The sequence below is a fragment of the Streptomyces sp. NPDC012508 genome (genome assembly GCF_042902595.1).
GTDB lineage: Bacteria > Actinomycetota > Actinomycetes > Streptomycetales > Streptomycetaceae > Streptomyces.
The window spans coordinates 580,776-600,893 of the sequence record NZ_JBIBEO010000006.1 but is presented as its reverse complement, the minus strand read 5'-3'; the positions used below and the strand labels follow the sequence as shown (position 1 = coordinate 600,893).

At 70.6% G+C, this 20,118-nt stretch carries 14 protein-coding genes and 1 pseudogene; 10 read left to right on the top strand and 5 right to left on the bottom strand.

What is annotated here, in order from left to right; genetic code table 11:
* Positions 1–46 precede the first annotated feature (46 nt).
* Together ACFY8U_RS23390 and ACFY8U_RS23385 are read left to right on the top strand one after the other, a co-directional pair.
* Positions 47–6,427, top strand: coding sequence for an RHS repeat-associated core domain-containing protein (locus ACFY8U_RS23390; protein WP_389573116.1), 6,381 nt, complete (start codon positions 47–49; stop codon positions 6,425–6,427).
* 78 nt (positions 6,428–6,505) lie between these two features.
* A complete protein-coding gene (locus ACFY8U_RS23385) occupies positions 6,506–6,919 on the top strand; it encodes a hypothetical protein (protein ID WP_389573113.1) in 414 nt (137 codons plus the stop codon).
* A 73-nt stretch (positions 6,920–6,992) separates the two neighbouring features.
* On the opposite strand, the pseudogene ACFY8U_RS23380 reads toward ACFY8U_RS23385, so the two are convergent.
* A pseudogene (locus tag ACFY8U_RS23380) lies at positions 6,993–7,624 on the bottom strand (response regulator).
* Between the two features lie 507 nt (positions 7,625–8,131).
* On the opposite strand from ACFY8U_RS23380, the gene ACFY8U_RS23375 reads away from it, so the two are divergent.
* The 3 genes from ACFY8U_RS23375 to ACFY8U_RS23365 are packed head-to-tail and all read left to right on the top strand — an operon-like array spanning position 8,132 to position 11,032.
* The gene (locus ACFY8U_RS23375; protein WP_389573110.1) at positions 8,132–8,986 is read left to right on the top strand and encodes a MaoC/PaaZ C-terminal domain-containing protein; all 855 of its coding nucleotides are present in this window, start codon (positions 8,132–8,134) and stop codon (positions 8,984–8,986) included.
* A gap of 13 nt (positions 8,987–8,999) precedes the next feature.
* On the top strand, positions 9,000–10,076 hold the full coding sequence (locus ACFY8U_RS23370) for a Zn-dependent alcohol dehydrogenase (RefSeq protein WP_389573108.1): 1,077 nt from the start codon (positions 9,000–9,002) through the stop codon (positions 10,074–10,076).
* Positions 10,077–10,090: 14 nt separating this feature from the next.
* On the top strand, positions 10,091–11,032 hold the full coding sequence (locus tag ACFY8U_RS23365) for a 3-oxoacyl-ACP reductase (RefSeq protein ID WP_389573106.1): 942 nt from the start codon (positions 10,091–10,093) through the stop codon (positions 11,030–11,032).
* Positions 11,033–11,166: 134 nt separating this feature from the next.
* Here ACFY8U_RS23365 and ACFY8U_RS23360 read toward each other — a convergent pair whose 3' ends face one another.
* Positions 11,167–11,304 (bottom strand): hypothetical protein, encoded by a 138-nt coding sequence (locus ACFY8U_RS23360; RefSeq protein ID WP_361433583.1) that lies wholly within the window; start codon positions 11,302–11,304, stop codon positions 11,167–11,169.
* A gap of 35 nt (positions 11,305–11,339) precedes the next feature.
* Entirely contained in the window at positions 11,340–12,455 is a 1,116-nt protein-coding gene (locus ACFY8U_RS23355; RefSeq protein WP_389573103.1) for a hypothetical protein, read from the bottom strand.
* A 337-nt stretch (positions 12,456–12,792) separates the two neighbouring features.
* Between ACFY8U_RS23355 and ACFY8U_RS23350 the strand changes: the two genes are divergently transcribed.
* The 4 genes from ACFY8U_RS23350 to ACFY8U_RS23335 all read left to right on the top strand — a co-directional run bounded on the left by ACFY8U_RS23350 (position 12,793) and on the right by ACFY8U_RS23335 (position 16,957).
* Positions 12,793–13,833, top strand: a complete 1,041-nt coding sequence (locus ACFY8U_RS23350; protein WP_389573100.1) for an ABC transporter substrate-binding protein — start codon at positions 12,793–12,795, stop codon at positions 13,831–13,833.
* Positions 13,834–13,926: 93 nt separating this feature from the next.
* Positions 13,927–14,745: a Nif3-like dinuclear metal center hexameric protein gene (locus ACFY8U_RS23345; RefSeq protein ID WP_361433489.1), complete on the top strand. Its 819-nt coding sequence runs from the start codon at positions 13,927–13,929 to the stop codon at positions 14,743–14,745.
* Positions 14,742–15,485: a zinc ribbon domain-containing protein gene (locus ACFY8U_RS23340; protein WP_389573293.1), complete on the top strand. Its 744-nt coding sequence runs from the start codon at positions 14,742–14,744 to the stop codon at positions 15,483–15,485. Before ACFY8U_RS23345 ends, ACFY8U_RS23340 begins: the two co-directional genes overlap by 4 nt.
* Positions 15,485–16,957: a bifunctional RNase H/acid phosphatase gene (locus ACFY8U_RS23335; RefSeq protein WP_389573097.1), complete on the top strand. Its 1,473-nt coding sequence runs from the start codon at positions 15,485–15,487 to the stop codon at positions 16,955–16,957. The genes ACFY8U_RS23340 and ACFY8U_RS23335 overlap by 1 nt, the downstream gene beginning before the upstream one ends.
* A gap of 147 nt (positions 16,958–17,104) precedes the next feature.
* Here ACFY8U_RS23335 and ACFY8U_RS23330 read toward each other — a convergent pair whose 3' ends face one another.
* Positions 17,105–17,737 (bottom strand): bifunctional 4-hydroxy-2-oxoglutarate aldolase/2-dehydro-3-deoxy-phosphogluconate aldolase, encoded by a 633-nt coding sequence (locus ACFY8U_RS23330; protein WP_361593516.1) that lies wholly within the window; start codon positions 17,735–17,737, stop codon positions 17,105–17,107.
* Between the two features lie 74 nt (positions 17,738–17,811).
* Positions 17,812–18,576 carry a peroxide stress protein YaaA gene (gene yaaA, locus ACFY8U_RS23325; protein WP_389573095.1) on the bottom strand — a complete coding sequence of 255 codons (765 nt, stop codon included), beginning with the start codon at positions 18,574–18,576 and terminating at the stop codon, positions 17,812–17,814.
* 96 nt (positions 18,577–18,672) lie between these two features.
* On the opposite strand from yaaA, the gene ACFY8U_RS23320 reads away from it, so the two are divergent.
* Positions 18,673–20,118, top strand: coding sequence for an RNB domain-containing ribonuclease (locus ACFY8U_RS23320; protein WP_389573092.1), 1,446 nt, complete (start codon positions 18,673–18,675; stop codon positions 20,116–20,118).

Genomic DNA, 20,118 nt, shown 5'->3' with positions numbered 1-20,118 from the left:
AGCCCGCCGCAGGCGCCGCCGCGCGCTCGTGGTGTTGCCGCTCGCTGTGGCACTTTCCATACCGATCGGTCTCACACCGGTCGTGGCCGCGGACGGCAAGCCGGGCGGCCTCGGCCGCCCGGACCTTCCCGAACAGCGGGTCAGCAAGGTCAAGCCCGTCACGGGGCTCGGGGCGACGAAGGCCCACGAGCAGGTGGCGAAGGACCTGCGCGACAACACCGCGCAGGCGCTGCGAGCGCGAGCCGAACAGCAGCGCGGGGCCTGGCCGAAGGCCGGCTCCGCGGACGTGACGCTCGCAGCCGGAGAGACGAAGGCGGCCCCGGGCGGCCTGCCGGTCACGGTCACGCCTGCGGGCGGCAAGACCGGCGTCAAGGCGGGCACGGACACCACGGTGACGGTCCTTGACCAGAGGGCTGCGGGCAGGCTCGGTATCACTGGTGTCCTGCTCACCGCGGAGTCGGAGAACGCCGGCAAGGCCGAAGTGAGCGTCGACTACGGCGCCTTCGCCTCGGCGGTCGGCGGTGGCTGGTCCGGCAGGCTGACACTCGTACAGCTTCCGGCGTGTGCGCTGACGACGCCGCAGAAGGCGGAATGCCGCAAGCAGACCCCTCTCGCGTCTCGCAACGACGCGAAGGAACGGACGGTCTCCGCCGAGGTCACCCTCGCCAAGGCTGAGGACGGCCCGACCACGCAGCTCGGTGCCGCCGCCTCGGGCGCGACCGTGATCGCGGTGACGGCGTCGGGCAGTGGGCAGTCGGCCAAGGGAACGGGCGACTACAGCGCGACGCCCCTGGCGTCCTCGTCGTCCTGGGCGGCGGGCGGCAGCTCGGGCGCGTTCACCTGGTCGTACGGTCTCTCGACGCCGCCCGCGGCGGCCGGTCCTTCCCCCTCACTGACGCTGTCGTACGACTCGGGCAGCGTCGACGGCCGCACGGCCACCACGAACAATCAGCCCACCTCGGTCGGTGAGGGCTTCTCCCTCACCGACTCCTACATCGAGCGCACCTACGGCAGTTGTGACGACGACGGCCAGACGGACATCGCCGACCGCTGTTGGACGTACGACAACGCCCGTCTCGTGCTCAACGGCAAGTCCTCCCGCCTGGTCAAGACCGCCACGGCCGGAGTCTGGAAGCTGGAGAACGACGACTCCTCGACGGTGACCCGCCTCACCGGCGCCACCAACGGCGACAACGACGGTGAGTACTGGACGGTCGTCACCGGCGACGGTACGAAGTACGTCTTCGGCCAGGACAAGCTCGACGGGGCCACCACCCAGCGCACCAACTCCGCCTGGACCGCGCCCGTCTTCGGCGACGACGCCGGCGAGCCGGGCTACGACGCCGGCACCTCCTTCGCCGGCCGTGCGGTGACGCAGGCGTGGCGCTGGAACCTCGACTACGTCGAGGACACCCGCGGCAACGCGGCCACGTATTGGTACGCCAAGGACACCAACCACTACAAGAAGAACAAGGCCACCAAGGCGGACGCGGAGTACATCCGCAGCGGACGCCTGACGGAGATCAAATACGGTCTGCGCAAGGGCGCCCTGTTCACCGACAACGCCGACGCCAAGGTGATCTTCGGCTACGTCGAGCGGTGCACGGCGGCCGACTGCACGTCGCTGACGAAGGAGACGTCCGACAACTGGCCGGACGTGCCGTTCGACGCGATCTGCGCCAAGGACTCGACCGAATGCCTGTCGCAGTCCCCATCGTTCTTCACCCGCAAGCGCCTCACCGACGTCAGCACCTTCTCCTGGAACGCCACGAGCAGCGCCTACGACCCGGTCGACACATGGTCGTTCACGCAACAGTTCCTGGACGGCGGCGACATCGGAGACACGTCCGACCAGGTCCTGACCCTGCAGTCCCTCAAGCGGACGGCCAAGGCCGGCACGGCGATCGCGACGAATCCGATCTCGTTCACGTACCACATGCGTCCCAACCGCGTGGACGGCACGGACGACATCCTTCCGCTGACCCGTCCCCGGATCTCGACCGTCACCACGGAGACCGGCGCGATCACGACGGTCGGCATCAACGCGCCCGAGTGCGTCCGCAGCCAGGTCCTCGCCGCGCCGCAGGACTCCAACACGCGCAGTTGCTTTCCCCAGTTCTGGAACATCAACGGTGCGGCGGACGCGTCCGTCGACTGGTTCCACAAGTACCGTGTCCTCTCCGTCGTCACCACCGACCCGGCGGGCCAGAACGACGCCGTCGAGAACGAGTACGTCTACGGCGGTGCCGCCTGGCACTACAACGACGACCCGTTCACCCCGAAGGCCGAGCGGACCTGGTCCGACTGGCGCGGCTACCGCGAAGTCACCGTCTACAAGGGGTCGCGGAACGTCTCGCCCCGCTCCAGGACGGTCTCCCTGTACATGCAGGGCATGCACGGCGACCGGAACAAGGACGGCACCACCAAGTCGGTTTCCGTCGCCCCGCTCGCTCAGCCGACGATCGGCATCTCCACCATCCAGGACGGCGACGCGTACGCCGGGACACTGAGGGAGCAGGTCACCTACAACGGTGGCACTCCGATCTCGGCCACGGTCAACGACCCCTGGTCGCAGGAGACCGCGCGCCAAACGGACGTGGCCGACGCCGGTGACCACGTCGCGCGATTCGTGAGGACGAAGAAGACCACCAACTTCGCCTACCTCACCACGGCCGCGACGTGGCGCTCGACCGCCGTCGACACCGTCCACTTCGATGCCCACGGGCGCCCCGTCAAGGTCCTCGACACCGGAGACCTCGCCAAGACCGGCGACGAGACCTGCACCCAGACCTGGTACGCCGACAACGACACCGTGGGGCTCGGCAACCTCGTGTCCCGCGTGCGCACCGTCGCCCTGGGCTGTTCGTTCACCGAGGCGGACCTGAAGCTGGAAGCGGCCGACGGGACCCGCGGCAACGTCCTCTCGGACATGGCGACCGCCTACGACGGCTTCGCGTGGACCACCACGATGAAGCCCACCAAGGGCCTTCCCACGTGGATCAGCCGCGCCAAGAGCTACGGCACGGACGGGGCGGTCATCTGGGACAAGGGCACGACCACGGCGTACGACACGCTCGGCCGGCTCACCAAGGTAACCAACGCCGACATGAAGTCGACCACCACGGCGTACACGCCGGTCGACGCCGGTCCGTTGACCAAGACGGTCGACGTCAACGCCGAAACGCACCAGACCGTCACGTTCGTCGACCCGCGGCGTGGGCTGCCGGTCCGCATCTACGACGCGAACCTGAAGAAGACGGAGCTCGCCTACGACGCGTTCGGACGCCTGACGGACGTCTGGCTGCCGAACCGCATCCGCGGCACCCAGAGCCCCAACAGCACGTACGCGTACAGCCTCAGCAACACCAAGCAGTCCTGGGTTTCCACATCCTCCCTGAAGGCCGACGGCACGACCTACAAGACCAGCTTCGCGATCTACGACGCGCTGCTGCGGCCGCTGCAGACGCAGACGCCGACCCCGCAGGGCGGACGCCTGCTGACCGACACCCGCTACGACACCCGCGGTCTCGCCTACGAGACGTACGCGGACATCTTCGACACCACCAGCACTCCGAACAGCACGTACACGCGCGCCGAATACGGTGAGGCGCCCAACCAGACCCTCACCACGTTCGACGGCGCGGAGCGCGCCGTCTCCAGCACCATGCTCGTCTTCGGTGTGAACAAGGGGACGACGAACACCACCTACACCGGTGACTCGGTGGCCGCGACGGCGCTCGCCGGAGGATCGGCGACCCGTGCGATCACCGACGCCCGCGGCCGGACCACGGAGACCCGGGAGTACGCGGGCACCAGCCCGGTGGACACGCAGTTCGGGGGAGCGCTCGGCACGTCGTACACATCGACGACGTTCGGCTACGCCCTCGACGGCAAGCAGACGAGGATCACCGGCCCCGACGGCGCCGCGTGGACGTACACCTACGACCTGTTCGGCCGCCAGAAGAGCGCGAGCGACCCGGACAAGGGCACGACCACGACGGACTACGACCTTCTCGACCGGGCCGTGAAGACGACCACGGCCGGGAAGAGCGTCGTCACGGCCTACGACAACATCGGACGCCCGACCTCGACGTGGGCGGGCACGGCGACGCCCGCGAACCTGCTCACGAAGCGTACGTACGACAGCGTCCTCAAGGGGTACCCGACCGCCTCCACCCGCTACGTCGGCGGCGAGACCGGATCGGCCTACACCAAGACCGTCACGGCGTACGACGCGCTGAGCCGTCCCACGGCGACAGAGCTGACGCTCCCGGCCACGGACCCGATCACCGCCTCGGTTCCGGGCGGGAAACTGTCGTACACGAGCTCGTACCGGATCGACGGGACGGCGGACTCCGCATCTGAGCCCGCCCTCGGCGGTCTGCCTGCCGAGACGGTCAAGTACGGTTACGGCGATTTCGGCCAGCTCACCTCGCTCAAGGGCACGACCGGTTACCTCCAGAACGCCGACTACTCCGCCCTCGGCCAGCTCCAACAGGTCACCCTGGGCAAGGGCGGCACCGGTGACCGGAACGTCTACATCACCAACACCTACGAGGCCGGCACGGGTCGCCTGACCAACAGCGATGTCACGGACCAGACCCACCCATACATGCTGCAGGCCCTCACGTACACCTTCGACCAGGCCGGCAACGTCACCTCGATCGCCGACCCCACCACCCTGGGCGGCACGAGCCAGGCCGAGACCCAGTGCTTCACCTATGACGGCCACCGCCGTCTCCTCGAGGCCTGGACGCCCACGTCCAAGAACTGCGCGGACACCCGAGATTCCGCCGCCCTCGGCGGCCCCGCCCCCTACTGGACGTCGTACACGTACAACCAGGCCGGCCAGCGGAAGACGGAGACCCAGCACGCCGCCGCGGGCAACACGACGACGACGTACTGCTACGACGCCGCCAAGCAGCCGCACGCCCTCCGTTTCACCACGGTGCGGACGACCTGCGGCACGGCCGACCCGGTGAAGGACAAGGTCTACGACTACGGCAGCAGTGGCAACACCACGAAGCGCCCGGGCAGCGCAGCTCAGCAGGACCTGACGTGGTCCGATGAGGGCCAGCTCTCCAAGCTCACCGAGAGCGGGAAGTCCACGGACTACCTCTACGATGCCGACCGCACGCTACTGATCCGCAGCACCCAGGACGGCGAGCGGGTCCTGTACGCGGGCGCCACCGAACTCCACCTGCGTGCGAACGGCACCACCTGGGCCCAGCGCAGCTACACAGCAGGCCCTGCCGCGATCGCTGTCCGCACCAACCAGTCCGGCACCGACCAGCTCCAGTTCCTCGCCGGCGACCACCACGGCACACAGAGCCTCGCTGTCAGCTCTGACACCGAGCAGAAGATCACTAAGCGCCACATGACCCCCTTCGGGGCGGAACGTGACGCCAGGGTGGGCACCTGGCCCACGGACAAGGGATTCCTGAACAAGACCGCCGACAGGAACACGGGCCTGACGCACATTGGAGCCCGCCAGTACGACCCGGGAATCGGCCAGTTCATCAGCGTCGACCCGCTTCTCTCCGTAGGCCAGCACCAGTCTCTCAACGGCTACAGCTACGCGAATCAGCACCCGACCACGACCTCGGACCCCACGGGGCTGAAGGAAGACCACTGCAACCTCTACCGGGACTGCACGGCCAACGGCGGGTCCCGCAACGACTGCACGGGTGCGGTGGGCGACGGGAACTGTGTCTCCAATCCGGGAAAGCCGAAGAAGAAGCCGAAGACGCCCGAAGAAGAGGCCAAGAAGACTCGTCCGCAGGAGCAGGCTGAGCACGGCGATGAGGGTCGCGCCGAGGAGGCCAGGGAGTACCGCCTCCAGCAGTTGTTGGCCGGTGGCTACGGTGATATTGCCGATATATCAGGTGACCATGCCAGGCTCACCTGCAAGATGTCGGGAGGTGGAGCCTGTGGAATCATGGACTGGCTGTCCGAGATCATCGTGGCTGAATCGACGGAGAAGTATCTGCGGGAAATTCTTGAGAGGATCGACGAAAGCTGGGGTCGGGACTGGGGGCCGGGTCCGCGCAAGAAGACTGGACTGGACTTCAATCTCTCTTTCAAGGATGACACGGAGTTCATGACCGCATTCTTCCTTGCTCAAAAGGGTCACCACATCATGGGTCGCGATGACACCCTAGGTGGAGATGCTTACGTGGACGACGTCAGGGCAGATTTCAAGGCGGTCAGTACAGACAAGGAATCGACCATAGTCGGCGCGATCAAGAAGGCGAATGGCCAGGCTTCGGCGGGCGTGAAAATTGCCGTCATTGATCTGCGTCCCGGAGATGCGAGCCTGAAGACCGGAGAGGATGCGCTGGAATCCTTCAAGAGAAACAACACCGCGCGCCTGTCGGAAGTATGGTTCATCTCCGGGAATGAACTTGAGAAACACTCGCTAGGTTAGTGTCGTCGGGGGCCCACCCATTTCGGTGGGCCCCCGTGCGTTCCCGGAACTGATCGACGAAGGGATGGGTGAGCTGAATTGGATGAGCTTCCGGAGGGTACCTTTGTACTTCACGCGGGCTTTGCACGTGCGGAGAATGAGCCGCGCGAGGCTTTCCAGGAGAGCGACCGGAAAGGGCTCGCCGAGGCACTTGCAATGGTCATCGAATCGGTGGTCGGAACCTCCGCCAGCTGGAATGAGGATACGTCTGGCCTGTACCAGGCGGACTTCGACAGAGGTGACGTCTACGTCCAGCTGAGGCTGGATGACGGACGTGATGTGTGGCCGTACAACATGGTTCCGTCGTTGATCCGGGTCGTCGCCCAGGAAGGAGACGAGACGGTTCTCGAGATCTACCGTGCCCTGGACGCCCGTTCCTTCTATCTAGCTCTTGAGTGGGATGAACGAACCATGTTCTTGGAATCGAACTTCGTTGATGTATCGGAGTTCTGAGCGGAAGGCTTCGGAGTAGGTCCGGGGCGCGGTGTCCGAGGCTGCTGCAGTGCCCCGCCCCCGTTATTCCGCCTCACAGCGAGCCCAGTCGGCGGGCCGCGTGCACTGCCTCGGTGCGATTGCGGGTGCCCGTTTGCCGATCGCCGAGGAGAGGTAGTTGCGGACCGTGGAGTCGGACAGGTGGAGTGCCGTCGCGGTGTCCGCGGTCGCCGCACAGTCCGCCGAGGCCGCGAGGGTGTCCCTTCAGCGGGCCGTCAGCGGGTCCGGGCCCTCGTCGGGGGCCGCCGCGGCGAGGGCCGGGTCGATGACCGTTTCGCCGCGGAGGACCTGGCGAACGGCGTTCGCGAGCTCCTCCACGGGGCCGTCCTTCACCAGGAAGCCCGCCGCCCCCGCCTCCATCGCGCGGCGGAGGTGACCGGGGCGGCTGACCGTCGTGAGGATCAGGACCCGGCAGTCGGGGACCTCGTCGCGGAGGTCCGCGGCGGCCTCGAGGCCGGAGCGCCCGGGCAGTTCGACGTCCAGGAGCGCCACTTCCGGCCGGCTGACCAGTGCCGCGTCCACGATCTCGTCCCCCCGGCCCACCTGGGCGACGACCTCGATGTCGGGCTCCATGCCCAGCAGCAGGGTCAGGGCCCCGCGCCTCGTGCCCTGGTCCTCGGCGAGGAGGACCCTCACGGACTTCGCCGGCCGGTGGTCCTGCGGCATCTCGTTCACACGGAACAGCGTAGGGCGACCGGTCCGTCGGGGCGCGTTCGGCGAGCGGTGTCGGAGCAGATGACGCGGTCGTCCGATGGTGCGCTGCCCCGGGTGGGACGCGCACGCGGTTCGGAGCGGGGGCGGAGCTGGAGCGGGGCGGCCGGCAGCCGGCGCAAGGTGAGGCTCCCTGGAGCAGCGGGCTCCGGCGGAGGCCGTGCAGTGGCGACGGGCGGGCGGTCCGTCGTGGGCATCGCAGGGGACGTCGTGGCCGCCGCCGGCTGCACCGGGCCTCTCCCGGACGCCGTAACTGACGTACCGTCAGGCATGGCCGCCGGAGGGGTTCTCAACTCACCCCCGCTCGGCTATACATGAGGATCACCGACCTAGAACGCGTTCTAGAACGGGCGCGTACGGGACGGTCCCGCACGGCCTCGGTGCGGCCGACGGTGCGGACGGCCGCACCGAGGTCTTCCACTCGTCGAGGATCCTCACGGAACTCCAAGGAGCAGCATCCCCATGCCCATTGATGCCGCCAAGGCCGTCGCCGCCGAGCCCCGCAGCGCCGAGATCACCTGGGACCACAAGGACGTCCAGCTCTACCACCTGGGACTGGGCGCCGGGACCCCGGCGACCGACCCCGACGAGCTCCGCTACACCCTCGAATCCAGGCTCCACGTCCTGCCCAGCTTCGCCACCGTCGCCGGCGCCGGCATGGGAGCCGTCGGCGGCCTGTCCGCCCCCGGCATCGACGTGAACCTGGCCGCCGTCCTGCACGGCGGCCAGGCGATCACCCTCCACCGGCCGCTCCCCGCCCAGGGCAGGGCCGTCACCACCTCCCGCGTCGCCGCCGTCCACGACAAGGGCAAGGCGGCCGTCCTCGTACTGCGCTCCGAGGTCGCCGACGACGACGGCCCGCTGTGGACCAGCGACGCGCAGATCTTCGTACGGGGAGAGGGCGGCTGGGGCGGCGACCGCGGGCCCTCCGAGCGCCTCGAACTCCCCGACCGCGAACCCGACAAGACCGTCGAGCGCCCCGTACGCGACGACCAGGCGCTGCTCTACCGGCTCTCCGGCGACTGGAACCCCCTCCACGCCGATCCCGAGTTCGCCGAGCTCGCCGGCTTCGACCGGCCGATCCTCCACGGACTCTGCACGTACGGCATGACCCTGAAGACGGTGGTGGACACGGTGCTCGGCGGCGACGTCGCCCGGGTCCGCTCGTACCGCACCCGATTCGCCGGGATCGTCTTCCCCGGCGAGACCCTGCGTATCCGGATGTGGACCGGGGACGGCCGCGTCCAGGTGTCGGTCACGGCCGTGGAGCGCGAGGACGCTCCCGTGCTCGCCGACACTCTCGTCGAACATTCGTGATTGGAGCCGCACCATGCGCGCAGCCGTACTGCACGAGATCGGCCAGGAGAAACTCGAGGTCCTCGACGACGTCGAGGCGGTGGGCTTCGGCCCCGGCAAGGTGAAGATACGGGTCAGGGCGACCGGACTGTGCCACTCCGACGTCTCCGCCATGAGCGGAGTCCTCCCGCAGCCCGCGCCGTTCATCCCCGGCCACGAGGGCGCGGGCGAGATCCTCGACGTCGGCGACGGCGTCACCGGGCTGAGCGAAGGACAGCGGGTACTGCTCTGCTGGCTGCCCGCCTGCGGGGTGTGTCCCGCCTGCAAGCGCGGTCAGACCCAGCTCTGCCTCGCCGGCTTCATGAACGCCGGCACGCCCAACTTCCGCAGGCCCGGAGGGGAGGTCTTCGGCTTCGCCGGTACGGGCACGTTCACCGAGGAGGTCGTCGTCGACGCCGGCTGCGCCGTGCCGATCCCCGACGACGTGCCCTTCGACATCGCCGCCCTCATCGGCTGCGGCGTCACCACCGGGCTCGGCGCGGCCATCAACACGGCGAAGGTGGAGGCCGGTTCCTCGATCGCCGTCATCGGCTGCGGCGGCGTCGGCATCTCCGCGATCCAGGGCGCCAAGCTCCAGGGGGCCGCCCAGATCGTCGCCGTCGACCCCGTCGAGTCCCGGCGCGAGGCCGCCCTGCGCTTCGGCGCGACGGAGGCCGTCGCCCCCGACGCCCTCGGCGACGCCAAGCAGCGGGTCACCGCAGGTGAGGGCTTCGACTACGTCTTCGAGGTGGTCGGCAAGTCCGCCACCGCCCGGACCGCGTACGAGACGACCCGGCGCGGCGGCACGCTCTGCGTCGTCGGCGCGGGCGCCCTCGACGACTTCCTGCAGCTCAACATGTTCGAGCTGTTCTTCGACGAGAAGCGGATCCTGCCGTCGATGTACGGGGGCGGTGACGTGCTGCGCTCGTACGAGCGGGCCATCGCGCTCTGGCGGGCCGGCCGGATCGACCTGGAGTCCCTGATCACCCACCGGGTGCCGCTCTCCGGGATCAACGAGGCGCTGGAGCAGATGCGTACGGGTGTCGCGCTGCGCACCTGCATCGAGATCTGAGAGGACGAGAATCGATGTCACTCCCTCTGGAGGGGCTGTCCGCGATCGTCACCGGCGCGGGCCGGGGCCTGGGCCGTGCCGAGGCGCTGGAACTCGCCCGGCTGGGCGCGGCGGTGGTCGTCAACGACTACGGGCAGCCCGGGCGCGACGGCTCCGGCGCGGCGTCGGCGACCCCCGCCGAGGAGGTCGCCGAGGAGATCCGAACGGCGGGCGGCCGGGCGGTCGCGCACCTCGGCGACGTCGCCGACTTCGAGACGGCGCGGGGTCTGGTGGACCTGGCGGTGGGCGAGTTCGGGAAGCTGGACGTCCTGGTCAACAACGCGGGGATCCTGCGCGACCGGATGGTCTTCTCGATGAGCGAGGACGAGTGGGACTCGGTGATCCGGGTCCATCTGAAGGGCCACTTCAACACCACGCACTTCGCGGCGGTGCACTGGAGGGGCCGGGCCAAGGCGGGGGAGTCCGGGGTGTACGGCCGGATCGTCAACACGTCGTCGGAGGCGTTCCTCGCCGGTTCGGCGGGTCAGCCGAACTATGCGGCGGCCAAGGGCGGGATCGTGGGCCTGACGACGTCGACGGCGCTCGCGCTCGCAAAGTACGGCGTGACGGCGAACGCGATCTGCCCGCGGGCGCGCACCCGGATGACCGAGGACGTCTTCGCCGGGTTCGCGGAGCCGACGGAGGGTGAGCTGGACGCGCTGGCGCCGGAGCATGTCGCACCGGTCGTGGGCTATCTGGCCTCTCCCGCGGCGGCGGCCGTCAACGGCCAACTGCTGGTCGTGCACGGCGGGATGGTCGCCATCGTGGAACGCCCCAAGGTCACGGCGAAGTTCGACACGGCGAAGGACGCGTTCACGTACGAGGAACTGGACGGGCTGCTGTCCCCGCACTACGCGTCCCGGCCGGCGGGCGAGACGTTCGCGGCGGCGGAGGTGCTGGGACTGAAGCGAGGGTGAGGCCCGGGGATCCCGGGGTGGGTCCCCTACGGCTCCAGGTGGGGAACGTCGAACAGCCCCGGGTTTCCCCGGGGCTGCTCGGCGTGGTCACGACGAAGGATCAGGGCCGCTGGTCCGTGGCCACCGATCCGTGACTACTGCTCCGCGTTGCGGCGGTGGCGGCCGTGGGGGGAGGACGTGGAGTCCTCCGTCGGCGCCGCCTCGCCGCGGTGCTTTCCGGAGCCCTGCGACTCCGTCCCGTCCGTACGCGCTTCCGACATGGTGGAACTCACCCCGTAATGATCGCTGTTTTCGTGCGGCCGAGAGTCTAACCAGCGGCCTTACGGTCTGCGAGGGGTGCCTGCTGGAGTGGGACCGGGCGGCAGACGCGTGGCTCGACGGTGACCGTCACCGCGGCAGGCTCGGGGTCCGGCGGTACTTCGAGACCGATGATCCCGCAGGGCGTGTCAGGCGTCGTGTACGGGAGCCTCAGCACGCCCCCCGCCGTCCAGACCCCCGCCCCGGCCTGCCACCCCACCGGGGCGGCCAGTTGGTGCATCCGGCGCCCGGCCGGACGCCACATCCCCACCCAGCTCCCGGCCGCCGCGTCGATCCGCAGCGCGACCGCGCAGCTCTCCGGCAGCAGCACCTGCCCCGGCTGTACGGCGAAGGGGGTCACCGCCGCGTCGTCGAGCCGCAGGCACTCGGGGAACCGGACCGGCAGCAGACTGCCGAGCACGCCCCAGCCGAGCCGGTCGTGGCCGGGGGAGGGGGCGTCGGAGCGGATCAGCAGCAGTCCGCTGTCCGGGTCGGCCGTCAGCAGCCGGTCGTTGCTCTCCTCGGTGATCTGGAGCAGCGGCGTCACCTCGCCCCCGCGCTCCAGGTCGACCGCCACCGCCTTCACCGGTCCGTCGTCGAGGCTGCGGTCGAGTGCGAGCATCCGTCCGGTACGGTCCAGCCAGACGCCGCCCGTGCAGCGGCCCTTGACCTCCGCGACCTGCTCCGGACCGAACGCCCCGCCCGCCACCAGCCAGATCGTGGTGGTGTCCGCGCCGACGCACATCGCGTAGCCGCAGATGCCGTCGGGGGAGGGCGGCAGAAGGACGAGCTCGTCGGACTCGACGGCCCCCAGGGGCAGTTGACCCGTCCCCGGGCCCGTCGGATACAGCAGGGAGAACGTGTGCCGGCGGCCGTCCACCCGGCGGCAGATCAACACCCGCCCGTCCGCGAGCGGAAGCAGCTGGGTGTGGGACTCCTCGGGCTGGTCGAGCGGCAGCGGTACCGCGTACGGCTCCGGCCCGTCCAGCGTCCAACGCTCCGCGTACAAGGCGTCCCCCGTGCCGGCGAGCCGCGCCGCGTACGCCCCGTTCGCCGTGATCGTGAATCGCGCCGGCCGCACCGCGCCGCCGTCGTCCGTCGCTGTCTCAATGGCACAGGCTGTCATCGACTCGTCACCTCCGGCCACCGAAGCTAGTTTTCGCACTTCCTGCCGAACAACACGAGCCCGGTCACTTCACACATAAGGGTGGCCGTGAATCGATTCTGCTGAGGGGAGGGGGCCGGTTGTGCTGGAGAGATGAGTGGTGCATAAGGTAAGGCGATCCTAAGTGGAGCCTGTGGCTCCGGGTACGGGGCCGTCCTGCGCCCGTCCCGAACCGGCCACGCACCGGTGCACGCGTCGGTCGCGCGCCGGTTCTCGGGCCGGTTCTCGGGCCGTTCCCGGGCCGGTTCCGCCGCGGGTCCGAGCCGCCGTCCCCGTACTCGTACAGGAGAAGCCCCCCATGTCCCTCCGCCGCCGCGGCACCGCCGCCGCCGTCGCACTCGCCGCCGCGCTCTCCCTCGCGGCCTGTGGAAACGCTGACGACTCCTCGGGTGCCGCCTCGGAGAAGAAGGAGGGGGCCGCCAAGAAGGACGTCGCCACGGGCGGCAAGGACTTCGGCGACGCGGCCGCCAAGACCGCGGCGATGGGGACCGACGCCGGGCCCGGCCAGTTCCCGCGCACCCTCACCCACGCGCTCGGCACGACGGAGATCACCGCGGCTCCGAAGCGGGTCGTGGTCCTCGACGTGGGCGAGCTCGACAACGTCGTCTCGCTCGGCATCAAGCCCGTCGGATACGCCCCCTCCGAGGGGGACGATGGCATCCCCACGTATCTGGACAAGGACGCGGGCGCCCCCAAGTCCGTCGGCACCATCAACAACCTCAACCTCGAGGCGATCGCCAATCTGGAGCCGGACCTGATCCTCGGCAGCCAGCTGCGCGCCGCGGACAAGTACGACGAGCTGTCGAAGATCGCCCCCACCGTCTTCTCCATCCGCCCCGGCTTCACCTGGAGGGAGAACTACCTCCTCAACGCCGCGGCCCTGGACAAGACCGCCGACGCGAAGGCGAAGCTCGCCGCGTACGAGACGAAGGCGAAGCAGCTGGGCACGGACATCGGTCCGGACAAGCCGTCCGTCTCGATGGTCCGTTACCTCCCGGGCAAGATCCGCCTCTACGCCAAGGCGTCCTTCATCGGCACGATCCTGGAGGACGCGGGCCTGCCCCGGCCCAAGAACCAGCAGATCGACGACCTCGCCGCCGAGATCAGCCCCGAGAAGATCGACCAGGCCGACGCCGACTGGATCTTCACCGGCGTCTACGGCGACCCGAAGGCCACCAAGCGTGACACCGCCCAGGCCAACCCGCTGTGGAAGAACCTCACGGCGGTCAAGGCCGGCCGGGCCAAGGACGTCCCGGACGAGACCTGGTACCTGGGCCTCGGCGTGACGGCGGCGAACAGCGTCCTCGACGACCTGCGCGCCGACCTCGTCACGAAGTGACGACGTGACCTGGGGACGACGGGGCGGGCGGGGCCCGTCGCGGTTGTCCACAGGCAGGACGGCGGGGCACGGCGGCCAGGTAGCCTTTCCCCCGTGCCCCGTCTGTCTGAAGTCATCGCCGCGCTCGACGCTCTCTGGCCGCCCGAGCGGGCCGAGCAGTGGGACGCCGTCGGTACGGTCTGCGGCGACCCCGACGCCGAGGTCACCCGCGTCCTCTTCGCGGTCGACCCCGTCCAGGAGATCGCCGACGAGGCGATCGCGCTCGGCGCCGACCTGATCGTCACCCACCACCCCCTCTATCTGCGGGGTACGACGACGGTCGCGGCCTCGCACTTCAAGGGCCGCGTCGTGCACACGCTCATCAAGCACGACATCGCCCTGCATGTGGCGCACACCAACGCCGACACCGCCGACCCCGGAGTCTCGGACGCCCTCGCCGGCGCCCTCGACCTGCGGATCACCGGCCCCCTGGTCCCCGAGAACAACCTCGGCCGGATCTGCGAGCTGGACCACCCCGAGACGCTGGCCGAGTTCGCGGCACGCGCCGCGAAGCGGCTGCCCGCCACCGCGCAGGGCATCCGGGTCGCCGGAGACCCGGCGATGACCGTCCGCCGGGTCGCCGTCAGCGGCGGCTCGGGCGACAGCCTCTTCGACGCCGTACGGGCCGCGGGCGTGGACGCCTTCCTCACCGCCGACCTGCGCCACCACCCGGTGTCCGAGGCCACCCAGCACGCGCCGATCGGCCTGGTCGACGCCGCCCACTGGGCCACCGAATGGCCCTGGTGCGAGCAGGCCGCCGCCCAGCTCGACGAGATTTCCGACCGCCATGGCTGGGACCTGCGTGTCCACGTCTCGAAGACGGTCACCGACCCCTGGTCCTCCCATCACACCTCCCCTGGAGCCCCCAACTGAACGCCGCGCCCGCCGACCAGATCCGACTCCTCGACGTCCAGGCCCTGGACGTCCGTCTCCAGCAGCTCGCCCACAAGCGCAGGTCCCTGCCCGAGCACGCCGAGATCGAGTCGCTGACCAAGGACCTCACGCAGCTGCGCGACCTGCTCGTCGCCGCGCAGACCGAGGAGAGCGACTGCGCCCGCGAGCAGACCAAGGCCGAGCAGGACGTCGACCAGGTCCGCCAGCGCGCCGCGCGGGACCAGCAGCGCCTGGACTCCGGCGCCGTCTCGTCGCCGAAGGACCTGGAGAGCCTCCAGCGCGAGATCACCTCGCTCGCCAAGCGCCAGGGCGACCTGGAGGACATCGTCCTCGAGGTCATGGAGCGCCGTGAGTCCGCGACCGAGCGGGTCGCCGAGCTGACCGAGCGGGCCTCCGCCGTCCAGGCCAAGGCCGACGACGCGACCGCCCGCCGCGACACGGCCCAGGGCGAGCTGGACGCCGAGGCGGCGTCGATCAGCAAGGAGCGCGAGCTCGTGGCCGGTTCCGTCCCGGCCGACCTGCTGAAGCTCTACGAGAAGCTGCGTGAGCAGCAGGGCGGTGTCGGCGCGGCGCGGCTGTACCAGCGCAAGTGCGAGGGCTGCCACATCGAGCTGAACATCACCGAGCTGAACGAGGTCCGGGCGGCCGCCGCCGACACGGTGGTGCGGTGCGAGAACTGCCGTCGGATCCTGGTCCGTACGTCGGAGTCCGGCCTGTAATGACGGCCATCAGGGAAGTCGTCGTCGAGGCGGACGGGGGCTCCCGGGGGAACCCGGGGCCCGCCGGATACGGCGCGGTCGTCCTGGACCCGGTGACCGGCGAGACGCTGGCGGAGCGCGCCGAGTACATCGGCGTCGCCACGAACAACGTCGCCGAGTACAAGGGCCTGGTGGCCGGGCTGAAGGCGGCGCGTGAGCTGTTCCCCGACGCCGCGGTGCACGTCCGGATGGACTCCAAGCTCGTCGTCGAGCAGATGTCGGGCCGCTGGAAGATCAAGCACCCGGACATGAAGCCGCTCGCGGCGGAGGCGGCCCGGGTCTTCCCGGCGCGCCAGGTCCGCTACGAGTGGATCCCCCGCGAGAAGAACAAGCACGCGGACCGGCTCGCGAACGAGGCGATGGACGCGGGCAAGCGCGGCAGGCAGTGGGAGCCGTCGGCGTCCTCCGCGGCCCTGGACGCCTCGGCGGCGCCGAGCGCGCCGGCGGCGCCCTCGGGCCCTCCCGGCGACGCGACGGCGGGCGCGGCCCGCGCGCGGGCGGCCCTCGCGGGTACGGGCGCGGGCACGTCCTCCGGCGCGGGTACGGCCTCTCGTGCGGGTGCCTCCTCCGGTGCGCGTACGGGCTCCGGCGCCGGTACGGGCTCCGGCGGTGCGGCTGTCCGGGCCGACGACGGTCTGTTCGCCGCCGACGAGACGATCGCGGCGCAGGCCCGGGCCTCCCTGGCGGCGGCCGCCACGGCCGAGCGCGAGTCCGCGGCGAGCGGCGACTTCGAGGCCGAGGCCGGTGTCCTCGGCCACGAGCCCGCGCCCGCCGCGCCCGCCGCGCCCGGCTGGGGGGCGCCCGACATGGGGGCGCCGGCCACGTTCGTCCTGCTCCGGCACGGCGAGACCGCGCTCACGCCCGAGAAGCGCTTCTCCGGGAGCGGAGGCACCGACCCGGAGCTGTCCGCCGCCGGGCTGCGTCAGGCCGACGCCGTCGCCGCCGCGCTCGCCGCGCGCGGCACGATCCAGGACATCGTCAGCTCGCCGCTCAAGCGGTGCCGGCAGACCGCCGAGGCCGTCGCCGCCCGGCTCGGACTCGACGTACGGATCGAGGACGGGCTGCGGGAGACCGACTTCGGGGCCTGGGAGGGGCTGACCTTCGCCGAGGTGCGGGAGCGGTACGCCGAAGACCTCGACGCCTGGCTCGCCTCGCCCAAGGCCGCCCCGACCGGTGGTGGCGAGAGCTTCGCGACCGTCGCGCGGCGCGTCTCGGCGACCCGTGACCGGCTGACCGGCGCGTACGCGGGCCGGACCGTCCTCCTCGTCACCCACGTCACGCCGATCAAGACCCTGGTGCGGCTGGCCCTCGGCGCCCCGCCGGAGTCGCTGTTCCGGATGGAGCTCTCGGCCGCCTCGCTGTCGGCCGTGGCGTACTACGCGGACGGCAACGCCTCCGTACGGCTCCTGAACGACACCGCGCACCTGAGGTGACCTGAACGAAAGAACGGGGGCGGGGACACGGACGACCGTGACCCCGCCCCCGTTCGTGTTCCCGCGTACCGCGCGACCGCCCCACCGTGCCCCCCGCGACCGCCCCACCGTGCGACCCGCCGGGCCGCGATGCCCGGGTCGGCGCGCTCAGCGCGCCCGCAGCTCCGCCGCCTCGCGGGCCAGGGACTCCACGCGCGCCCAGTCGCGGGCCGCGAGGGCGTCGGCGGGCAGCATCCACGTACCGCCGACGCAGCCCACGTTGGGAAGCGACAGGTACGAAGGCGCCGAGCCCAGGGAGATGCCGCCGGTCGGGCAGAACCGGGCCTGGGGGAGCGGGCCGGAGAGCGACTTCAGATACGGGACGCCGCCTGCCGCCTCCGCCGGGAAGAACTTCATCTCGCGCACCCCGCGCTCCAGGAGCGCCACGACCTCCGAGGTCGTCGAGACCCCCGGGAGGAACGGCACACCCGCGGACCGCATGGCGTCCAGCAGGCTCTCCGTCCAGCCGGGGCTCACCAGGAAGCGTGCCCCCGCGCCGACCACGTCCGCGACGCCCGCAGCGGAGATGACGGTGCCCGCGCCGACGACGGCGTCCGGGACCTCGGCGGCGATCGCGCGGATCGCGTCGAGCGCGGCAGGGGTCCGCAGCGTCACCTCGATCGCGGGCAGGCCGCCCGCGACCAGGGCACGGGCCAGGGGTACGGCGTCGGCGGCGTCCTCGATCACCACCACCGGGACGACGGGTGCGAGGTCGAGAACGGAGGGCAGCGCGGAGGTCATGGACCTCATCCTGCCCGTACGCGACAACCTGCGCAACGAGCGTTGCGCGCTGTGCAACGCCCTGCTCCGGCCACCTAGTGGATCTCGTCCACCAGCACGTCCAGCGCCCCCGCCTTCCCCTCCTCCACCACGTACTTCAGGTCCCGTAGCGCCTCCACCAGCTCCACCGGGTCCTTCGGGGCCGCGCCCGCCTCGAGCAGGCTGCGCACGATCCGCCCCTTCGTCGCCTTGTTGAAGTGGCTGACCACCTTCCGCGTCGGCGCGTGCAGCACCCGGACCGTCGCGGTCCGCGCCGCCACCTCGCCCTTCGGCTTCCACGCCGAGGTGTAGGCGGAGGACCGCAGGTCCAGGACGAGCCCGTCTCCCGCTGCCTCCGGCATGACGGTCGCCATCGCGCCCCGCCAGTGCGTGCCCAGCGCCCCGAGCCCCGGCAGCTTCACACCCATCGAGCAGCGGTACGACGGGATCCGGTCGTCCACCCGCACCGCACCCCACAGCCCCGAGAAGACCAGGAGCGACGCCCGCGCCCGCTTCCGGGCGGCCGCGTCCAGGGTGGCCAGGCCCAGCGCGTCGTACAGCACGCCCGTGTAGATCTCGCCGGCCGGACGGGCGCCCGCCGTCCGCAGCTCCGTGTTCTTGGCGACCTCGCCGCGCAGCCCCTCGCTCAGCCCGAGCACCTCGCGCGCCTTCTCCTCGTCGGCGGCGCACAGCTCGACCAGCTCGTCCAGGACCGCCGCCCGCGCCTCGGCCAGGCCCGGCAGCGACAGGGACTCCGGCTTGAGCGGCGCCCCACGGCCCGATGCGGCCTTACCCTCCGACGGCGGCAACAGCACGAGCACGGTGGTTCTCCTTCGTACGTCCAGGGCTGGGGGTGCGGCCCCAGAGCGTTCAGCCTACAAAGTGCCGGGCCCCGCCCCGCGCCATACGCTCGGTCCATGCCCCGCCGCCACATCCACGTGACCGGCGCAGCCGAGGACCTGCGGGCCGCGCTGCGCGTACTGAGGACCCGGATGCAGGTCCCGGAGAGCTTTCCTCCGGCCGTCCTCGCCGAGGCCGAGGCGGCCGCGGCCTCCCCGCGGCTGCCGGAGTACGACGCCACCGACATCCCTCTCTTCACCATCGACCCGCCGGACTCCCGCGACCTCGACCAGGCCATGCACCTCGCCCGCCGGCCGGGCGGCGGCTACCGCGTCCACTACGCCATCGCCGATGTCGCCGCGTTCGTCACCCCCGGCGGGGAAGTCGACAAGGAGGCGCATCGGCGCGTCGAGACCCTCTACTTCCCCGACGAGAAGATCCCGCTGCACCCTCCGGTGCTCTCCGAGGGCGCCGCGAGCCTGCTGCCCGACCACACCGCGCCCGCCCTGCTCTGGTCCTTCGACCTGGACGCCGAAGGCCGCCAGGTCGCCGTCGACGTACGCCGTGCGCGCGTCCGCAGCCGACGCAGGCTCGACTACGCCGGCGCCCAGCAGCTGATCGACGCGGGCACGGCGGAGGAACCGCTCGCTCTGCTCAAGACGGTGGGCACGCTCCGCGAGGCCCTGGAGGTCGAACGCGGCGGGGTCTCCCTCGATCTCCCCGAACAGGAGGTCGTCGAGACCGGCGACACGTACACCCTGGTCTACCGGGCCCCGCGCCGGGTCGACGGCTGGAACGAGCAGATCTCTCTGCTCACCGGTATGGCCGCGGCCGACCTGATGATCGCCGCGGGCACCGGAATCCTGCGCACCCTCGGCGCCGCGCCGGACGGGGTCGACAAGCTCCGCAGCTCCGCCTCGGCGCTGGGGATCGAGTGGCCGCACCACTTCTCGTACGCGAAGCTCATCCGCTCGCTCGATCCGGGGAATCCCCGGCACGCCGCCTTCCTCATGGACGCCGCCACGGGCCTGTTCGAGAACTCCGGGTACATCGCCTTCGACAGCGGCCGTCTCCCGGACTCCGTGGTCCATTCCGCCATCGCCGACGAGTACACGCACTGCACCGCGCCCCTGCGCCGCCTGGTCGACCGCTATGTGGGCGAGCTCTGTCTGGCGGCCGTCGCGGGCCAGGCGCCACCCGGGTGGGTCGAGGACGCGCTGTCGAAGCTGCCGGCCGAGATGGACAGCGGGCGCGGCAAGGACGCCGACAGAGAGAGCATGGACGTCGTCGAGGCGGCGCTGCTCAAGGACCGGATCGACCAGGTCTTCGACGGGTTCGTGATCGACGTGAAGGACAGTGCGGGCAGGAAGGGCGTCGTGCATCTGAGGGACCCGGCCGTGGTGGGCACCGTGAAGAGTCAGCAGCGGCTGAAGCAGGGGAAGCCGGTGAAGGTGAAGCTGACGAAGGCCGACCCGAAGGACCCGGCCAGGGACAAGGTCCTCTTCGAGCACGTGCCGGAATGA